Source organism: Idiomarina sp. A28L (assembly GCF_000218785.1).
Taxonomy (GTDB): domain Bacteria; phylum Pseudomonadota; class Gammaproteobacteria; order Enterobacterales; family Alteromonadaceae; genus Aliidiomarina.
Genome location: NZ_AFPO01000024.1, coordinates 12961 through 30827, shown reverse-complemented (window position 1 = coordinate 30827; position 17867 = coordinate 12961). Strand labels below are relative to the sequence as shown.

At 46.3% G+C, this 17867-nt stretch carries 21 protein-coding genes; 8 read left to right on the top strand and 13 right to left on the bottom strand.

Annotated features, from left to right (window positions below):
- The first annotated feature begins 3 nt into the window (after nt 1-3).
- On the top strand, nt 4-927 hold the full coding sequence (locus A28LD_RS09900) for a histone deacetylase family protein (protein WP_007420945.1): 924 nt from the start codon (nt 4-6) through the stop codon (nt 925-927).
- An 18-nt stretch (nt 928-945) separates the two neighbouring features.
- Here A28LD_RS09900 and A28LD_RS12035 read toward each other — a convergent pair whose 3' ends face one another.
- Entirely contained in the window at nt 946-1653 is a 708-nt protein-coding gene (locus tag A28LD_RS12035; protein WP_007420944.1) for a ComF family protein, read from the bottom strand.
- A 45-nt stretch (nt 1654-1698) separates the two neighbouring features.
- On the opposite strand from A28LD_RS12035, the gene bioH reads away from it, so the two are divergent.
- A complete protein-coding gene (bioH, locus tag A28LD_RS09890) occupies nt 1699-2538 on the top strand; it encodes a pimeloyl-ACP methyl ester esterase BioH (protein ID WP_007420943.1) in 840 nt (279 codons plus the stop codon).
- On the opposite strand, the gene mutM is transcribed toward bioH, so the two are convergent.
- Nucleotides 2514-3323, bottom strand: coding sequence for a bifunctional DNA-formamidopyrimidine glycosylase/DNA-(apurinic or apyrimidinic site) lyase (mutM, locus tag A28LD_RS09885; RefSeq protein WP_007420942.1), 810 nt, complete (start codon nt 3321-3323; stop codon nt 2514-2516). The two genes, bioH and mutM, sit on opposite strands and share 25 nt — an antisense overlap.
- Nucleotides 3324-3447: 124 nt before the next feature.
- On the opposite strand from mutM, the gene A28LD_RS09880 reads away from it, so the two are divergent.
- Nucleotides 3448-4128: a 2OG-Fe(II) oxygenase gene (locus tag A28LD_RS09880; RefSeq protein WP_007420941.1), complete on the top strand. Its 681-nt coding sequence runs from the start codon at nt 3448-3450 to the stop codon at nt 4126-4128.
- A 75-nt stretch (nt 4129-4203) separates the two neighbouring features.
- Here the strand turns inward: A28LD_RS09880 and A28LD_RS09875 are convergent, their stop codons facing one another.
- The 4 genes from A28LD_RS09875 to radC all read right to left on the bottom strand — a co-directional run bounded on the left by A28LD_RS09875 (nt 4204) and on the right by radC (nt 6932).
- A complete protein-coding gene (locus A28LD_RS09875; protein ID WP_007420940.1) occupies nt 4204-5439 on the bottom strand; it encodes a DUF418 domain-containing protein in 1236 nt (411 codons plus the stop codon).
- Nucleotides 5440-5634: 195 nt separating this feature from the next.
- The gene (gene rpmG, locus A28LD_RS09870; RefSeq protein ID WP_007420939.1) at nt 5635-5790 is read right to left on the bottom strand and encodes a 50S ribosomal protein L33; all 156 of its coding nucleotides are present in this window, start codon (nt 5788-5790) and stop codon (nt 5635-5637) included.
- Nucleotides 5791-5818: 28 nt separating this feature from the next.
- The gene (gene rpmB / locus A28LD_RS09865; RefSeq protein ID WP_007420938.1) at nt 5819-6055 is read right to left on the bottom strand and encodes a 50S ribosomal protein L28; all 237 of its coding nucleotides are present in this window, start codon (nt 6053-6055) and stop codon (nt 5819-5821) included.
- 157 nt (nt 6056-6212) lie between these two features.
- Nucleotides 6213-6932: a RadC family protein gene (gene radC, locus A28LD_RS09860; RefSeq protein ID WP_139043580.1), complete on the bottom strand. Its 720-nt coding sequence runs from the start codon at nt 6930-6932 to the stop codon at nt 6213-6215.
- 256 nt (nt 6933-7188) lie between these two features.
- On the opposite strand from radC, the gene coaBC reads away from it, so the two are divergent.
- From coaBC to slmA, 3 genes are all read left to right on the top strand, one after another.
- The gene (coaBC, locus tag A28LD_RS09855; RefSeq protein WP_007420936.1) at nt 7189-8421 is read left to right on the top strand and encodes a bifunctional phosphopantothenoylcysteine decarboxylase/phosphopantothenate--cysteine ligase CoaBC; all 1233 of its coding nucleotides are present in this window, start codon (nt 7189-7191) and stop codon (nt 8419-8421) included.
- A 45-nt stretch (nt 8422-8466) separates the two neighbouring features.
- The gene (gene dut / locus A28LD_RS09850) at nt 8467-8925 is read left to right on the top strand and encodes a dUTP diphosphatase (protein ID WP_007420935.1); all 459 of its coding nucleotides are present in this window, start codon (nt 8467-8469) and stop codon (nt 8923-8925) included.
- An 87-nt stretch (nt 8926-9012) separates the two neighbouring features.
- Nucleotides 9013-9606 carry a nucleoid occlusion factor SlmA gene (gene slmA / locus A28LD_RS09845; protein ID WP_007420934.1) on the top strand — a complete coding sequence of 198 codons (594 nt, stop codon included), beginning with the start codon at nt 9013-9015 and terminating at the stop codon, nt 9604-9606.
- Nucleotides 9607-9728: 122 nt separating this feature from the next.
- On the opposite strand, the gene gpsA is transcribed toward slmA, so the two are convergent.
- Genes gpsA through A28LD_RS09830 form a run of 3 tightly spaced genes read right to left on the bottom strand, consistent with a single transcriptional unit; the run spans nt 9729 to nt 11765 of the window.
- The gene (gene gpsA, locus A28LD_RS09840; protein WP_007420933.1) at nt 9729-10739 is read right to left on the bottom strand and encodes an NAD(P)H-dependent glycerol-3-phosphate dehydrogenase; all 1011 of its coding nucleotides are present in this window, start codon (nt 10737-10739) and stop codon (nt 9729-9731) included.
- Between the two features lie 16 nt (nt 10740-10755).
- Nucleotides 10756-11265, bottom strand: coding sequence for a protein-export chaperone SecB (gene secB / locus A28LD_RS09835; protein ID WP_007420932.1), 510 nt, complete (start codon nt 11263-11265; stop codon nt 10756-10758).
- A gap of 56 nt (nt 11266-11321) precedes the next feature.
- A complete protein-coding gene (locus tag A28LD_RS09830) occupies nt 11322-11765 on the bottom strand; it encodes a rhodanese-like domain-containing protein (protein ID WP_007420931.1) in 444 nt (147 codons plus the stop codon).
- Nucleotides 11766-11957: 192 nt separating this feature from the next.
- Here A28LD_RS09830 and gpmI point away from each other — a divergent pair, with 192 nt between their 5' ends.
- Entirely contained in the window at nt 11958-13499 is a 1542-nt protein-coding gene (gene gpmI, locus A28LD_RS09825) for a 2,3-bisphosphoglycerate-independent phosphoglycerate mutase (protein WP_007420930.1), read from the top strand.
- A 2-nt stretch (nt 13500-13501) separates the two neighbouring features.
- Entirely contained in the window at nt 13502-14743 is a 1242-nt protein-coding gene (locus A28LD_RS09820; protein WP_007420929.1) for a murein hydrolase activator EnvC family protein, read from the top strand.
- 56 nt (nt 14744-14799) lie between these two features.
- On the opposite strand, the gene A28LD_RS09815 is transcribed toward A28LD_RS09820, so the two are convergent.
- The 4 genes from A28LD_RS09815 to ftsE all read right to left on the bottom strand — a co-directional run bounded on the left by A28LD_RS09815 (nt 14800) and on the right by ftsE (nt 17849).
- On the bottom strand, nt 14800-15057 hold the full coding sequence (locus A28LD_RS09815) for a YkgJ family cysteine cluster protein (protein ID WP_007420928.1): 258 nt from the start codon (nt 15055-15057) through the stop codon (nt 14800-14802).
- A 34-nt stretch (nt 15058-15091) separates the two neighbouring features.
- Entirely contained in the window at nt 15092-15949 is an 858-nt protein-coding gene (gene rpoH, locus A28LD_RS09810) for an RNA polymerase sigma factor RpoH (protein ID WP_007420927.1), read from the bottom strand.
- A gap of 212 nt (nt 15950-16161) precedes the next feature.
- Nucleotides 16162-17148, bottom strand: a complete 987-nt coding sequence (ftsX, locus tag A28LD_RS09805) for a permease-like cell division protein FtsX (RefSeq protein WP_007420926.1) — start codon at nt 17146-17148, stop codon at nt 16162-16164.
- Nucleotides 17148-17849 (bottom strand): cell division ATP-binding protein FtsE, encoded by a 702-nt coding sequence (ftsE, locus tag A28LD_RS09800; protein ID WP_007420925.1) that lies wholly within the window; start codon nt 17847-17849, stop codon nt 17148-17150. Before ftsE ends, ftsX begins: the two co-directional genes overlap by 1 nt.
- Nucleotides 17850-17867: the final 18 nt, after the last annotated feature.

The window sequence follows — 17867 nt, the reverse complement described above, 5'->3', positions numbered from 1 at the left end:
CTAATGTCGATTACCGTTTTTAGCCATAGCGCTTGTAGCCTGCACAAGGTTACTGAAGTACACCCCGAGTGCCCGGAACGATTGGGCGCAGTAAACGACCAACTCATTCGCTCTGGTATGGAATATGTATTAACACAAAAAGAAGCTACGCCAGCGCGCAAAGAGGATTTATATCGCGCTCACGATGTCAGCTATGTAAATGATGTGTTCGCTAAGGCACCGCAAAGCGACGAGGAGCACATTTGGCTAGACCCTGACACCTTGATGAGCAGCGGCTCATTACAAGCCTTCTTACACGCTGCTGGTAGCGGTATTAATGGTATTGATGAAATCATGAATAGTAGTAACCAAAAAGCCTTCTGTGCCATTCGCCCGCCGGGCCACCACGCTACTCGCAGCGCAGCCATGGGCTTTTGTGTGTTTAATAATATTGCCGTAGCCGCCTGCTACGCGATGGCAAAATACCCTGTTGAGCGCATTGCCATTGTTGATTTCGATGTACATCACGGCAATGGCACCGAAGATATTTTTATTCAAGATGATCGTGTTTTATTTTGTTCCTCGTTCGAGCACCCACTTTATCCAAATACCGGTGCCGATACTATTAGCCCCCATGTTATTAATATTCCCATGCCTGCAGGCTCGGAAGGGTTTGAATGGCAAGCGGCGGTAGCTGAACGCTGGTTTCCGGCTATTGATGCCTTCGCACCTGATCTTATATTAGTTTCCGCTGGCTTCGATGGCCACATGGAAGATGATATGTCGCAATTTAATTTGCGCGAAGATGATTACTTCTGGATAGGCCAGGAACTGAAAAAACTGGCCGATAACCATTGCCAAGGGCGTATTCTAGCCATGCTCGAAGGCGGTTACGATATGAGCTCATTGGGCCGCAGTGTGGTAGCATTTTTAAAAGGCATTTCCTAGCTTTATCGAAAGCTTAAGCTAGGTATGCTCGAGCTCAGTTCTCTTCGGCGTGTAAGCCAGAGCCCAAGCATCTACCAAACAAGGCCTTTGTTGTTTTAATGCGGCCGCAACGGCATTTACTGTTGCGCCGCTAGTAATCACATCATCGATAATTGCGAGCCGGGCATAGCCTGGTTTCTCAATACACCGAAATGCTCCACTCACATTTGTTTTTCGCTCTGCAGCGGTTAATCGATGGCTTGCTCGCGTAGAGCGCCGGCGCATAGGATAAATCACGGGAATACCTAAAAGTTCACCAAGCTTTTCCGCTAGCACCCCGGCTTGATTATAGCCGCGCTTATACCAACGTAAATTCCCAAGTGGCACCGGAACCAAAGCATCGGGTAAATATATTTTTTCCTGCCGATATAAACTCACAGCTTGCGCCGCCAGTAAAGGTGCAAAGCAATCGGCTAACGCTGGTTGATGGCTATATTTATATTGTTGCACCCAGCGCGTTACCGGGTTTTCATATGAAAGTGCAGCACACCACAAACGGCAGGCGCTAATGGGCTTTTGGTCATAATTTAATTGCACTACTAAATCACCACAGCAACGCGGTGGTAACCGTGGTAAATCAGCGAAGCAGTATTCACACACGCCGAATTCCAAAACCGCTGGCTGCTCGCATAGCCAACATATTCCACTCTTTTCAATTTTGCGCAATTCATGCCAAAGCTTTACCATAACCACTATCCCTCGTTGTAGCATTCCGATTCAAGGTAGTTATTAATGGCAGAGCATTCCACAAATTTGAGTATTCACGTACAGGGTTCCGGCGAGCCTTTGGTATTACTTCATGGCTGGGGTTTGAACCAAGCGATTTGGTTTCCTATTAGAGAGCTATTAGTAAGAGATTTTCAAGTAATTACCGTTGATTTGCCGGGGTTTGGCGAATCCGCTTGGAACGCTGGCGATAAAGATTTCCAACACGCATGTTCGCGGGTTATGGAACAGTTAATTCAACACATCGGCAAGCCTTTTCATTTAGTTGGGTGGTCTTTAGGGGGCTTGTTCGCGATGCAAATGGCTCTCGATTACCCAACCTATATTAAACGCCTTACCACCATTTCCAGTTCGCCTTGTTTCATGGCGCGCGGAGATTGGCCAGGCATTAAGCAAGAAACTTTAGAAGCATTTCGCTACCAACTAACCAATGATTTTCATAAAACATTGGAACGTTTTCTAGCCGTACAAGCACTAGGTAGCCCTGCAGCGCGAGAAGAAATTAAAACCATGCGGACGTTACTTGCGGAGCGCCCAGAGCCTCACCCAAAAGCCTTAATCGCCGGTTTGCGCTGGTTAGCTGAGGTCGACCTTCGCCGGCTGCTAGCTCAGCTTTCGGTGCCTTTGCTACGCATGTATGGACGCCGCGATAGCCTTGTACCTATAGCAACTAGCAGTGCTGTAACTGATTACCTACCCAGCAGCTTCCCAGAACAGTTAGCACTTGCTACGGAACATCGCCCTGCACCGTCACCGATTCAATTCAATGAAAGTGCTCACGCACCGTTTTTTACTGAGCCTGACAAATTCGTAGCCGAACTTTATCGCTGGCATTTAGGGCAATAAAACGAGTTCCGCTGGCCAATACGAACTTGCTTGATTGTTGATTTGCAGCTTAAGCAAAATTCACCAGCGCGGCCATAGACAGCAAGTTCTTGCTTAAAATACCCAGGCTTGCCATCGGCTTGGGTGAAATCTTTCAGCGTTGTGCCGCCTTGCTGAATCGCGCGCGCGAGTACAACTTTGATTACTTCCGCTAATTTCTCGTAGCGTGCTTTACTTACTTTTCCAGCCGCTCGGCGCGGATCAATACCAGTAGCAAATAAGGCTTCATTCGCATAAATATTCCCGACGCCTACCACCACAGCATTATCCATGATAAAACTTTTTACCGGGGCGGCCTTACCGCGAGAAAGGGCAAACAAGCGCGCACCATCGAAATCCTCAGTTAAGGGTTCCGGGCCAAGGCTCGCCAACAATACATGGGTTTCGCCCGGTACTTGCCATAAAACGGCGCCAAAACGCCGAGCATCGTTCAACCGAAGGCTCATGCCGTTTTCTAGCTCCAGCTCAAAGTGATCATGCTTTTGCCTCGGAGTTTCAGTAGGCAGCACGTGCAATTTACCCGACATCCCCAAATGAATAATTAACGTGCCGTGCACACAATCAAGCAACAAATATTTAGCGCGCCTACGAATAGCAAGTACTTGCTCGCCCTGCAATAGCTGCACAGCTTCTGGTATCGGCCAACGCAACGTAGGAAACCACACTCGCACTGCCTCTACTTTTTGCTTTAATACATGCGGCGTAATCCCTAAACGGCTTACTTCAACTTCTGGTAATTCAGGCATACACTATCCAATTGAATTATTGAGAACTATTTTTATACCCTCGGGCGCTATTGAAACGTATATTAGCGCTCCGAATTAATCGAAACGTAGCACTTGCGCTGTATTTCACGGAAACAAAGCATACATGAACCGGGTTCTTGATTCACTGCACGAAACACAAGGCGAACTCACTTCGGAGATCGATGATGAGCAATGGCTAGCTCAATTTGATGCGTTGGCCGATAAAGGCTACGTAATCCTCGAAAATTTCTTGCCCAAACACGAAACCGCTGCACTTTATAACTATGCCGCGAGCCTTCACGAACCTGATTGGAATAATGCCGGTATTGGTCGTGAACAACAGCACACGCTGAATACGCGCGTGCGCAGTGATCAGATTCGTTGGTTGCACCCTGAAGTGCCGGCAGAAGCGATTTACTTAAACACAATGGAAAATTTACGAGTGCGCTTGAACCGCCGTTTATTTATGGGGTTGTTCGATTACGAGTGTCACTTAGCGCGCTACCAGCCTGGAGCATTTTATAAAAAACATCTAGATGCATTTAAAGGCCGCAGCAACCGCGTGCTTACCACTGTGTTTTATTTGAATCCGGAATGGGCTTCCGAAGATGGTGGCGAATTGGTGATATATGGCAGCAACGATGAAGTACTCCAAACAGTGCTACCCAAACAAAACACCCTGGTGGTGTTCTTAAGTGATACTTTTGTTCACGAAGTAAAAACAGCTTACCGCGAACGCTTCAGTATAACGGGATGGTTCCGCCATAACGCTTCAAACGCCCAGCGAGTTGACCCACCAGTATAAATACAACAAATTTTTGAATTACATATAAAACCGCCAGCAATATGCTGGCGGTTTTTTTGCGATTAATATATGCAGTTATGCTTTACGCATAGGTTGCAATTTCATGTAAGTGGCGCTGCGCCACAACCATTCCATTGGCCCGTACTGGTATCGCTGTAGCCACCAAGTACTCAACCACAATTGGCCAGCATAAAGTGCTAATGCGAATATTGTTGTAGCAAAGCGTCCGAATTCACCATAAAGGCCAAAGGCATAACCATAAAATAGCGTAGTAAACACAATTGAGTGGGTAAGGTAATTGGTAAGTGCCATACGCCCAGCTGGGGCAAGGTATTGTAACCACTTTTTACCACCCAAGAAAAGCAGTGCAATAATGCCCATGTAAGCAAAACAGAGGCCGATATTGGATATTGCTTGCACGGTGAAAATCAATGCACTGTGATAATCAGGCACCATCATTTCCATTTCTAAGCCGTAGAAACCCACAATCAAAGCGCTAGGCAAGCCGAAAATAACGCCAAACAACACCATATTGCGCAATGCTTTTCGATGTTCGCGAGGTTGAGTGAAAATACCCGCACGGGCGAAAGCAGCACCGATAAGAATAGTACCTAGAATAGTAGGTACAAAGAAAACTAAACCACCGCCACCATACATCATGGCTATTTCACCTAAGCGATAAGCCACTACTTCGGAATAACTACCGGTGCTATAAGCTTGGTGGCCAGCGGCAATCATATCCTGCATTTCAATTCGCGATTGTTCAAAATCAGCAAGTATTTCTGGTGCTGCTGGCGAATTAAGCGCCATTTGCATTCCCCAAGCGCCCAACCAATACAAAAGAACCGGAATAATAATGAAAGCAGCACCCCATTTCCACAGACGACCTGGTGACGTTTTTACAAACAGCAATAGAAACACACCCACAATGGCGTAATTCAGCAGGATATCGCCACCCCAGATATAAACCATGTGTACTAACCCGAACAACGCCAACACAAAAATACGGCGGAAGAACAAAAAGCGCGGCGAGTTAGTTTTTTCCATCGCTCTATCGAGGAACAGAACAAAGCCCATACCAAATAGAAGTGAAAACATTGTATAGAATTTACCTTGCACGAAAGTAAAAACACCCCATGCAGTGGCATAATCTAGGCCAACTTGTTCACTATTAAAGCCATGCATCATTTCTGCTAACGGCCGCTGAAAATATTCAATATTCATCAGCAATATGCCAAGCAATGCAAAGCCACGAATTATATCGAGTAAATGAAGGCGCTCTTGTGGCGCAGTTGGAGTTGCCGTACTCATAATGAGCCTCTGATTGTAAGTATTGTTATGGGAGCTAGGTTTTTAATTTGGATGGGAAAAGATTAGAGGCTAGGAGGAATTTCGGCAAGAATTAAAATGTAACAAAACCACATTCAGTTGCTCTTTTTCGGGCACAAAAAAACCCGCAAAAGCGGGTTTTTCTATGTTTAAACAAAACTAGTAAACCAAATGCAATTACTTGATTTTAGCTTCTTTAAACATTACATGCTTACGAACTACCGGATCAAATTTCTTGATCTCGAATTTCTCAGGCATGTTACGTTTGTTCTTATCTGTGGTGTAGAAGAATCCAGTACCAGCAGAAGAAACCAGACGAATTTTATCGCGCATCGTATTATTCCTTTCGTTCTAGCCGGTATTAAACCCGGACGCCTTTCGCACGCAAACCAGATAATACGGAATCGATACCGTTTTTATCGATGATACGCATACCTTTGGTAGAAATGCGCAGTTTTACCCAACGCTTTTCGCTTTCAACCCAAAACCGGTGGCTTTGAAGGTTTGGCAGGAAACGACGGCGGGTCGCATTGTTCGCGTGTGAGCGGTTATTACCAACCACTGGCCGCTTTCCTGTTACTTGACATACTCGTGACATGTTCGTTACTCCGAAATTGCTTTGCAAGCTCGCCTAATCGCCCTGATGGCCTTGCCCTATAAATCGAGGGCGCAATTTATACTAAAAAACGCCGCTAAAAACAAGCTTTACCGGATATTTTTTATGCTTAATAAGTGTTCCCAGCAGGGAAAAGCCTTTATAACCAACCTCTTTCAGCAAAAGAGACAGTTTCGCCAGCACCAATAACAAAGTGGTCTAGTAAGGCCACGTCAATGGTACTGAGCGCTTCTCGAATACGAGTAGTTACGCGCTGATCTGCTTGGCTCGGCTCAGCCACGCCTGAAGGGTGGTTGTGCGCTAAGATTACAGCAGCCGCATTGTGGCGCATCACTAACTTAATGATTTCCCGTGGGTACACAGGCGCCGCATTGATGGTACCGTAAAACAGCTCGCAATAATGCAGCAAACGGTGCTGACTGTCCAGTAATAGTATTGCAAAAACCTCGCGATCTTGGTGCCTTAACTGCGCGGCTAAGTAATCCTTCACCATCTCTGGCCGCGTAAATCCTTCACCACTTCGCAGCGAACTAGCTAAATAACGCCGAGTAAGCTCTAAAATGGCTTGAATTTGCATAGATCGCGCCAAACCAATGCCCGGAATTTCTAACAATCGCTCTTTCGAAAGCGCTAATAAACCACCTAGCCCACCCGCGTTTTTTAAAACATCGCGGCTCCAAGTTAATACATCCTTACCACCACTTCCGGTGCCGAACAGCACAGCCAAAAGCTCTGCTTCGCTGAGGCTCGCGGACCCAAAGGCAGCCAGTTTTTCCCGCGGCCTTTCATGTGCTTCCCATTCCTTGATTAGTAACTTTGCCGGCGCTTCTAATTCAGGCTCAACTTGCGCTAATAACATTCCACCTGCCAGCGTTTCCGGCAAATTAACTGATTCATTGTCAGTAAACGAAGTTGAGCGCACCGCCGTTTTTCCTGTTAAATCCAACTCTGATTGCTTTGTTACCCTTTCTACTATGCTATTCGCACCCGCTTTTTCTGCACATTTTGTAACCATTGGAACCTCCTGTTCCCTTCACTAGTTTCAATCCATACTCGTCAAAACAATCCGCATCGTGTTATCTTTACGGTAAGTATTTACTTACATGGATACAACTATGGCAAGCCTTTCAAACCGTAAGTTATTGCTGATTGTTACCGGCGGTATTGCAGCGTACAAAACGCCTGAACTCGTGCGGCGTTTAAAAGATGAAGGCACAGAAGTGCGTGTAGTAATGACAAAAGGCGCAAAAGCCTTCATAACGCCGCTCACGCTACAAGCGGTTTCCGGTAACCCAGTGCATGATGATCTACTTGATCCGGCCGCAGAAGCGGCTATGGGCCATATAGAATTAGCGCGTTGGGCTGATCTCATCGTAGTAGCACCAGCATCTGCTAGCGCCATGGCTCGTTTAGCCCATGGCTTCGCTGATGATCTATTCAGCACTCTTTGCCTTGCTACCGATGCACCCGTTGCTTTAGTGCCAGCAATGAATCGGTTAATGTGGTCGGCTCCCGCTACTCAGCGCAACCTTCGGCTACTGCAAGATGATGGCAAACTTATTTGGGGCCCGAACGAAGGTTTGCAAGCATGTGGTGAAACCGGCGCTGGCCGTATGCTGGAGCCACAGGAAATTCTGCAACAAATTAAAGAGTTCTTCGCTGCTACATTTTCCCTACATAAAGAAATGGCGGAAAACGCAGGCCTATTGGCTGGCAAACGAGTGTTAATCACCGCCGGACCAACTCGAGAAGCTATCGATCCGGTGCGTTATTTGAGCAATCACAGTTCGGGAAAAATGGGCTTTGCTCTGGCAACAGCAGCAGCCAATGCGGGGGCCGATGTAACCTTAGTTGCAGGCCCATGCCCGCTTCCCACCCCTGCAGGTGTAACTCGAATTGATATTATTAGTGCTGAAGATATGCATAAAGTCGTGGCCGCCTCGGTGGCTCAGCAAGATTTGTTCATAGGGTGCGCAGCCGTGGCTGATTTTCGGCCAATGAATGTGGCTGAACAAAAAATGAAAAAGCAGGACGGCCAAAATCAAATGCAAATTGCGTTGGTTAAGAACCCAGATATCTTGGCCTGGGTTGCTGAGCAGGAAAATGCGCCATTTTGCGTTGGTTTTGCCGCCGAAACTGAAAATGTTCAGGCGTATGCGCGCAAAAAACTTGAGCGCAAAGGTATTCAAATGATTATTGCCAACGATGTCAGCAACCCTGAACTTGGCTTTAATAGCGATAACAACGCAGTGATAGCTATATCGGCCGATGCGGAACACCACATTGGCACCAACAGCAAAGAAGAGATTGCTAAACAGCTTATTACTCTGATTAGTAGCAAACTATAACGATTAATTCTGGTTTTACTTTCGATAATTAACAATGAGCAACGTATGAGCAAAGTAATTGATGTAAAAATCCTTGATCCGCGTGTAGGCAAAGAGTTCCCACTCCCTACTTATGCCACACCTGGCTCCGCTGGTTTAGATTTACGCGCCTGTATTGGGGAAGCTATGGTGCTTGAGCCGGGCCAAACTGAGTTGGTGGGTACTGGTTTAGCCATTCACATTGCCGATCCAGGCCTAGCGGCTACCATTCTGCCACGGTCCGGTTTAGGCCATAAACACGGCATTGTATTGGGTAATTTAGTGGGCTTAATCGATTCTGATTATCAGGGCGAACTGAAAGTATCGATTTGGAATCGCGGGCACTCTGCCTTCACTATCCAACCGGGTGAACGCATTGCGCAATTAGTTATTATTCCAGTAGTTCAAGCTGATTTTAATTTAGTGAGTGAATTTAGTAATAGTGATCGGGGCACCGGCGGTTTTGGTTCGTCTGGCCGTCATTAAAAAGTATTTACAGAATAAATGACACAAAAATAAATGAAGATAAGCGGCAACATAATAAGCCGTAAAAATAATTCAGGGAAAACACGCATGACCACACAACGGAAATCCAACCGCCGCGAGGAGATCCTCGGTACACTCGCACATATGTTAGAAACTCATCTTGGGCAACCTATTACCACAGCTAAGCTAGCTGCAGAAGTAGGTGTTTCTGAAGCCGCTCTTTATCGGCATTTTCCATCCAAAGCGAAAATGTTCGATGATCTTATTACCTACATTGAAGATATCGTGCTGGGTGGTGTGAACAAAGTGCTAGAAACCGAGAAGCAAACCATGCCACGCGTTCAGCAAATTGTTGGCCTGTTGCTGCAGTTTGCCGAACAAAGCCCAGGCATGACCCGAGTGCTCACCGGCGATGCTTTAATGGGTGAACATGAACGCTTACGCGTTCGAGTTGTAAGCCTATTTGAACGTTTAGAAAGCCAGATTAAGCAAATACTGCGCGAACGCCGTATGCGTGAGGGCGTTCAATTTACAGCCGATGAGGGAATGTTGGCGAATATTGTAATGGCCTATGCTGAAGGCAAGCTCAGCCAATACGTGCGCTCAGGTTTTAAGAAAAAACCAACGGATAATTTTGTGCAACAGTGGCAATTACTCGAGCAACAACTTTTACTGGCTTAAACCAACGCCGAAGGTTACTGCAACGATTACTGAAAACAACGAACGTGAAAAAACAAAAACGCCGCCTATTTTTTAGGCGACGTTTTTTTGTTTTACCGTACGGATCAAGCGAAACGTTTGGCTTAACCTTTTTCGCTGGTTTGTGCGCGAGCTAAAAGATCCTGCGCAACTTGTAACGGCTCTTTGCCTTCATACAAAACTTTATACAATTGCTCAGAAATTGGCATCTCTACATTATAACGTTTAGCTAGCGCTACAACTTCACGGGTGTTGCGATAACCCTCTACCGCTTGGCCAATATCTGCCATTGCTTGATCTACCGTTTTACCTTGGCCAATTGCCAAGCCAAACCGACGATTACGCGATTGATTATCGGTGCAAGTGAGAATTAAATCACCTAAGCCAGCCATGCCAGTGAAGGTTTCGGGCTTACCGCCAAGAGCTACGCCTAACCGAGTAAGTTCAGCTAAACCTCGAGTAATTAGTGCTGTTCGGGTATTTGCACCAAAACCTAGGCCATCGGCCATACCGGCGCCAATTGCAATTACGTTTTTAACTGCACCACCGAGCTGCATGCCAATAAAGTCATCGTTCAAGTAAACTCGAAACGAGCGATCGCAATGTAGTGCTTTTGATAGGTCGTCAACAAACTCTGGTTTATTCGCAGCAACAGCTATTGCCGTTGGCATGCCTTTGGCCATTTCGGCAGCAAAAGTTGGCCCGGAAAGCACAGCTAATGCGCGATCAGGCCCTAAAACGTCGTTGGCTACTTCGGAAAGTAAACGCCCGGTTTCAGGTTCTAAGCCTTTCGTTGCCCAAGCTACACCCGCGTGTTCACGCAAATGCGGTGCAATTTGTTGAAGAACGTCGGCAAAACCATAACTTGGTACCACTACAAGAATGGTATCCGAAGCCTGCACTGCTTTTTCAAGGTTAGTTTCCAATTCCAAAAGATCTGGAAATGGGCAATCGGGTAGGTAACGAGTATTCTCGCGCGCAGCTCGCATTTCGCTTACTTGCGCTTCGTCTCGCCCCCACAACAATGTGCGTTGGCCTTTTCGGGCAATACAGATAGCAAGGGCGGTGCCATAAGACCCCGCCCCCAATACGGTTACTGATGAAGTATCAGCCACTGAGTTTCCCTAATGCTTACGCGTCAGCTTTTGGTTGCTCTTGCGCAGCTTGTTGTTGCTGCTGCATATGTTGAGCAAACACAGCATCAAAGTTAATTGGTGCAAGGTTCAATTGTGGGAATGTGCCTTTGCTTACCAAACCAGAAATTGCTTCACGTGCATACGGGAACAAAATGTTCGGGCAGAAAGCAGCTAACGTGTGCGCTAAGCCATCTTCTGGAAGATCTGCAGGAATAGAGAAGATACCGGCTTGAGCTACTTCACATAAAAATGCAACTTCGCCTTCCACTGTGTTCTTAACAGTTAAAGTAAGAACTACTTCGAAAACGTTATCATCTAGCTTGCTGTTGCTCACGTTCATATCAACGTTCAGCTCAGGCTTCCACTCTTTGCGGAAGATAGCTGGCGTGTTTGGTGCTTCGAAAGAAACATCTTTCACGTAGATACGTTGAATTGAGAATTGGCCGCCCGCTTGCTGTTCGTTTTGTGCAGCGCCGTTTGCTTGAGTTTGCTGTTCATCAGCCATAATACTTACCTGCTTTACTTAAATTAGAATGAAAGATAAAAATCTGCGTTGTTGTTTTATTTTTTGTTTTTTAACTGCGTTTTTGAAACTGGCAAACTGGCACCTTGCCAGGCTTGCAGCCCACCTTGCAGCACATACACCTGGGTAAATCCTGCTTTAACCAGTGCTGATGCAGCGCCTCGGGCAGTATTTCCATAGTTGCATACTGTAACAATGGGGGCGTCTTTAAATTTCTCAAGGGTTTTTACATCGCCTGCGCGAATTTTTTCTACAGAAACCTGTTTTGAACCTTGAATGTGCCCTTTCGCGAAATCTTCATCATTGCGCACATCAACAAATACGCCACCACGATTCACCTTTAAAACAGCTTCTTGCGGTTTTAATGGTTGAACTGATGAAAAACGTTTCTTTGCAATATCCATTACTAACATTACAAAAACCAAAACCCACAGTGCACTGAGAATATAATGCTCTGTTGCGAATTCGATTAGTTGGTCCATGACCTCTCCCGACTAACTGTTACGGCTACCCATATGGGTGCAAATATACCGACTAAAAATATAGCCGAAGAGTATAACGGTTCAGCGCACAGATACCAGTAAAATCTGCCCTCAGCAGGTGCTTCTAAACCGTAAATGCAGTAAACTAAGGCGTAATTTCTGAACAATTGCCAAACTAATCGAGGACGCTGCATGTCTACCGGAGAAGCTCGCAAAAAAACACTCGCATTATTAATTCTCGATGGTTGGGGAAGCCGTGATGCAGCGCCCGATAATGCCATAGCGCATGCGCATACTCCGAATTTAGATAAACTTTACGCCACCGTTCCTAATACTTTAGTAGATGGCTCAGGAATGGCTGTTGGTTTACCTGCTGGGCAAATGGGTAACTCTGAAGTTGGTCACGTAAACCTTGGTGCGGGCCGTATTGTTTACCAAGATTTCACCCGTATTACCAAAGCCATCGAAGATGGTGAATTTGCGCGGAACACTGAAATCAATAAAGGCCTAGAACAAGCTATTGCAGCTAACGGCAACGTACATATTATGGGCCTGCTATCTCCCGGTGGTGTGCATAGCCACGAAGATCATTTGCTGGCCATGGCGAAGCTTGCCAAAGAAAAAGGCGCTAAGCAGGTTTTTGTTCATGCGTTCCTTGATGGCCGCGATACTCCTCCCCGCTCTGCCGGTGCCTCTATTGAGCGTTTTGAGAAAGAATTTGAACAACTCCCTGGCGCTCAGTTTGCCAGTTTGTGTGGCCGTTATTTTGCTATGGACAGGGATAATCGCTGGGATCGCGTAAGCAAAGCTTGGCGTTTATTAACTCAAGCTGAAGGCCAACATGCCGGTAACGCCTCTGAAGCCCTAGCTGCCGCCTATGCGCGCGATGAAAGCGATGAATTTGTTGCGCCTACATGGTTAAAAGGTGCTAAGCCTATCGCAGATAACGATGCCGTATTCTTTATGAATTTCCGAGCCGATAGAGCCCGTGAACTTACGCACTGTTTTGTTGATACTGAGTTTTCGGCATTTGATCGCAACCCAACACCAAAACTTTCTGCCTTCGTGATGCTAACTGAATACGCAGCTGATATTGTTGCGCCGGTGGCGTTTCCGCCGGAACCATTAAACAATGTTTTCGGCGAGTGGTTAGCGAAGCACAATAAAACTCAATTGCGCATTTCTGAAACGGAAAAATATGCGCACGTTACCTTCTTTTTCAGTGGTGGCCGAGAAGATACCTTTCCTGGGGAAAAACGCATTTTAGTGCCTTCTCCGCAAGTAGCTACCTATGATCTACAGCCAGAAATGAGCTCCGTTGAGCTCACCGATAAATTGGTAGAAGCTATTGATAGCGGCGAGTTTGATGTGCTTATTTGTAATTATCCGAATGGTGATATGGTTGGCCACACTGGTAATTTCGAAGCCGCAGTAAAAGCTTGTGAAGCCGTTGATACTGCGGTTGGCCGTGTAGTAGAAGCTATTCGTAAAAATAGCGGCGAATGTTTAATTACTGCTGATCATGGCAACGCAGAACAAATGAGTGATCATGGAACTGGCCAATCGCACACCGCCCATACTAGCAACCTTGTGCCCTTTATTTATGTGGGCCGCGATGCAACGCCTGTTCCGAATGGCCGTTTATCAGATATTGCACCTACTATGCTGCACCTTCTGGGAATGCCGCAGCCGGCAGAAATGACCGGAAAAACGCTCATGCAGTTGAAGGATTAGCTATGCAACTCCGGCGCTACGCCTTAAAACTTGGCATTGTGAATGTAAGCGCAATTGTTGTTATCGCAATTGCCTTAATTACATTTACATCTGGCATTGCTCGCGGAAATACTGCGAGTAGCAACTCAATCTTTATGGCGGCCACTGTTGGCGCTTTTCAAGATGATGGCACCCAAGCCGAACATGCCCGTGCAGAGCGCCAACTTCAGGCATTACAAAATGAAATTCAACAACGCCGGCGTAGTTTAGAACAGCGCCAGCAGCGTTTAAGTAGTGGCGAACGCGAGCTAAGAAACTTAGAAACGCAAGTGCAAAGTGCCAGCCGCTCGTTACGCGAAACCGAACTGAAAATCGCTTCGGTTGAAGGCCATATCTATGAACTAGAGCAAGAACAAAGCCGCTTACAAACTGAAGTTGAAACACAAGCAGCCGCTTTAGCCGATCAGATTGAATCCGCCTACCGAAACGGTGATCACGGTTTTTTGAAATTACTATTAAACCAAGATAACCCTGCTCGTTTTGAGCGTATGCTTGAATACTACCAATATTTGAGTGCAGCTCGCCTTGAGCAATTAGCAGAACTTCATGCCTTAGAAACGCAACTAATTGCGGTGCGCGAAGAAGTATCCGATCAGCGCGATACGTTAACGGTTACCTTGCAGCAGCAAGAGCAGCAACGCAGCCAACTTGCGAATCGGCAACGCGAACAAGAGCAGCTTGTAGCTCGATTGCAACGTGAACAGCAAACCGAACAATCGGCATTGCAGAATATGCTACGCAATGAACAGGAGCTCACCGAAATGCTGGCCGCGCTTCAAGAAATAATGTCGCGGCAAGATTTCAATCTTACTGGCTTAGCCAATTTGCGAGGCCAATTGAGCTGGCCAACGCCGGGTAGTATCAAACATGGCTACGGTAGCCAACGTAGCGGTGAAGTTCGTTGGCGCGGCGTAGTTATAGAGGCCACTGCCGAAGCACCTGTAAAAGCCATTGCCGATGGCCGCATTATCTTTTCCGATTGGCTACGGGGTTTCGGTATGGTAGTGATTATTGATCACGGCGAGAATTACATGAGCCTGTATGGTTACAATCAAGCATTACTGAAAGATATTGGCGAGCCTGTACGTAAAGGCGAAACTGTAGCGTTGGCCGGGCGTAGTGGTGGCCAAGCTGAAAGCGGCTTATATTTCGAAATACGCCACGAAGGCAACCCTATTAACCCAACCCCTTATATTTCCCGATAGGCTTAAGCCTTGATTGATTGGTATTAAGTTCGAGTGAAATAGAAGATAAATACTGGCTATTCTGGGGCGCTATCAATTTCTAACTGTGCCAATAGCAAAAGCGCTTGTTCGCGGGAATCACCACAAACATATTCCTGAGCGGTGAATTGCCCACACACAATAGGCCTTTCTGGCTTACCAAAAATCTTACAAAGGTTATTTTCATCGAGCTGAACACAGCGAGTGTTCGCGGGTTTTCCGGCAGGCATGCCAGGAATAGGGCTAGAGATTGAGGGTGCGATGCAACAAGCACCGCACCCCGCTCTACATTTCATTTAAACACATATTATTTAAATATTTAAAGTTCACTTACTGCATTGCAATACGCAATTTCTTCATCGCGTTTTGTTCAAGTTGGCGAATACGCTCAGCCGATACTTGGAACGTATCTGCCAAATCATGCAATGTGGTTTTGTTATCATCTAACCAACGCGCACGCACAATGTGCTGGCTACGCTCATCTAAGCTTGAAAGAGCATAGGCCAAACGTTTGCTTGCTTGTGCTTCCCAATCTTGAGCTTCAACGGTAGCAGCTACATCGGAAGATTTATCTTCAAGGTATTGCGACGGTGAAAATGCAACTTCATTGTTATCATCTTCATCAACACCCATATCAAAAGCAGCGTCGTGTGCGCTCATTCGTGATTCCATTTCCATCACTTCCGAGCTACTTACTCCCAGCTCTCGCGCAACTGTGTTCACCTCATCATTAGTGAACCAGCCCAAGCGTTTTTTAGCCTTGCGTAAGTTAAAGAATAATTTACGTTGTGCCTTCGTAGTAGCTACTTTCACGATACGCCAATTGCGTAAAACAAATTCGTGAATTTCCGCTTTAATCCAATGCACAGCAAAAGATACCAAGCGAACGCCAACCGTTGGATCAAAGCGTTTTACTGCTTTCATCAGGCCAATGTTACCTTCTTGAATGAGGTCGGCTTGTGGTAATCCATACCCTTGGTAACTACGAGCTACATGCACTACAAAGCGCAGATGCGACATGATCAGCTGTTTCGCTGCCTGCAAATCGCCATCTTGCTGTAAACGCTCTGCCAGCGATTGTTCTTCCTCTGCACTTAACATCGGAATACTGTTCACCGATGATATATAGGCATCTAGGCTGCCCGTGCGGGGAACCATTAAACCCATTGATTCAGAGTGTGCAGTCATCTATTTACCTCACTTTCAATCACGCTGCGAATACCATTAATGCTATTTAGCCTTACTAATAGCTACTGAAGCGAATCGAATACTTATTTTTTATCCATAAATTGGGTAAAACTGAGAAGTTATTCTAGCAGAGCCTCGCGCCCTTGCAAGTATGTTATACCCTAATAATGTAACCATTTGATGACAGTGTTGATTGCTTCGACAGCAATAGCCTAACGAGGTTCAATTGCACTTACATGTCGGCGAACCGCTATCCAAGAGCCAAATAAACCAAGGCCAATTGCAACCAACCATACTACCAGCATATCGTTCAAACTTAAGCCTTGCAGGCTCATATCGCTCTCGTACAAACTGCTAAATTTTACGATCGATGAATCTATCCAGATCACTAAAATGGTAGTAGCCAACCACGCGATAATACCGCCCACCACGCCATACCAAAAGCCGGTATACAGGAACGGCCGTTGAATGTAGGCATCGGTTGCACCTACTAGTTTCATAATCATAATTTCATCGCGTCGGTTCAAGATAGCTAAGCGAATCGTGTTGCCTACAATCAGCACTACCGCCGTACACAACAACAACCCCAACGCCGCAAAGCTGTTTTCAATTACGCGAACTAAAGCTTGTAGGCGCTCTAACCATTTTAAATCAAGGCTCGCTGAACTCACCTCGCGCTCTTGTTCCAAAGTAGTAAGCAGCATTCGCGCGCGCTCAACGCTTTGGAAATCAGCCGCCGGTATTACTACCAAAACATCGGGAAGCGGATTCGTTTGCAAATAATCAATGGCACTGCCAAAGCCTGAGTTCGCCCGAAACTCAGCTAGCCCAGCTTCTTTATCAATAAATTCTACCCGCTCCACTTCGGCCATTAAGCGCACGCGTTCACGGAATGTTTGTATTTCTTGTGGCCTTAAATCTTTTCTTAAGAACACATTAATTTCAGCGGCGTTATCCCATTCGGCACTAATACTTTGCGCATTTTTTACCACCACATATAAAGTGGTTGGCAACGTGAGGCTCAAGCCAAGCACTGCAATCGTCATTAACGATGCCATGGGCGTGCGCGAAAGTTCACCTAAACTACCAATAGCTTGCTGAAAATTATTTACAAAGAACATCAGAAAGCGGCGGCCTGCCGATATCTTCACCGCTTTTGCGCCTTTGCGCTGATCAGATTTACGCGATAAGAAACCCATTAGTAAGCCCCTTCATCAAGAGGCTCGTAACCGCCAGAAGCCAAGCCATCATCGATCATAGCGCCATTTCTTAACACTAAGTTACGATGCCGCATTCGCGCTACGAGGGCCAAATCATGGGTAGCAATCAGAACCGAAACACCTACCTGATGAAATGATTCAAACAGGTTCATAATTTCCAAAGAAAGTGTTGGATCGAGATTACCCGTAGGCTCATCGGCTAGTAGCAACGGTGGCTTGTTCACAATCGCACGGGCAATGCCTACGCGCTGTTGTTCGCCGCCAGAGAGCATAATCGGATATTTACGTTCTTGCCCGCCTAAACCTACCTTATCCAAAGCTGCCTGAACTCGTTTACGTGCTTCTGATTGGGTGTAACCTTCGATATAAAGAGGTAACGCCACATTATCAAACACGGTTTTATCCATAAGCAAGCGATGGTCTTGAAAGATCATGCCGATATCTCGGCGCAAATACGGAATTTGCCTGCGGTTTATTTTATTCAGATCATGGCCATTAATGAGCACACGGCCTAAAGTTGGCCGTTCCATCAATGCCACTAAGCGCAGCAACGTACTTTTACCGGCACCAGAATGGCCAGTGAGAAAAGCGAGTTCCCCTGCCGCTACTTGAAAGTTCACGCGGTTCAGGGCCTGAAAGCCACCTGGATATGTTTTACTTACCTGTTCAAAACGAATCATCAGAGGCCCTTCAGCTCA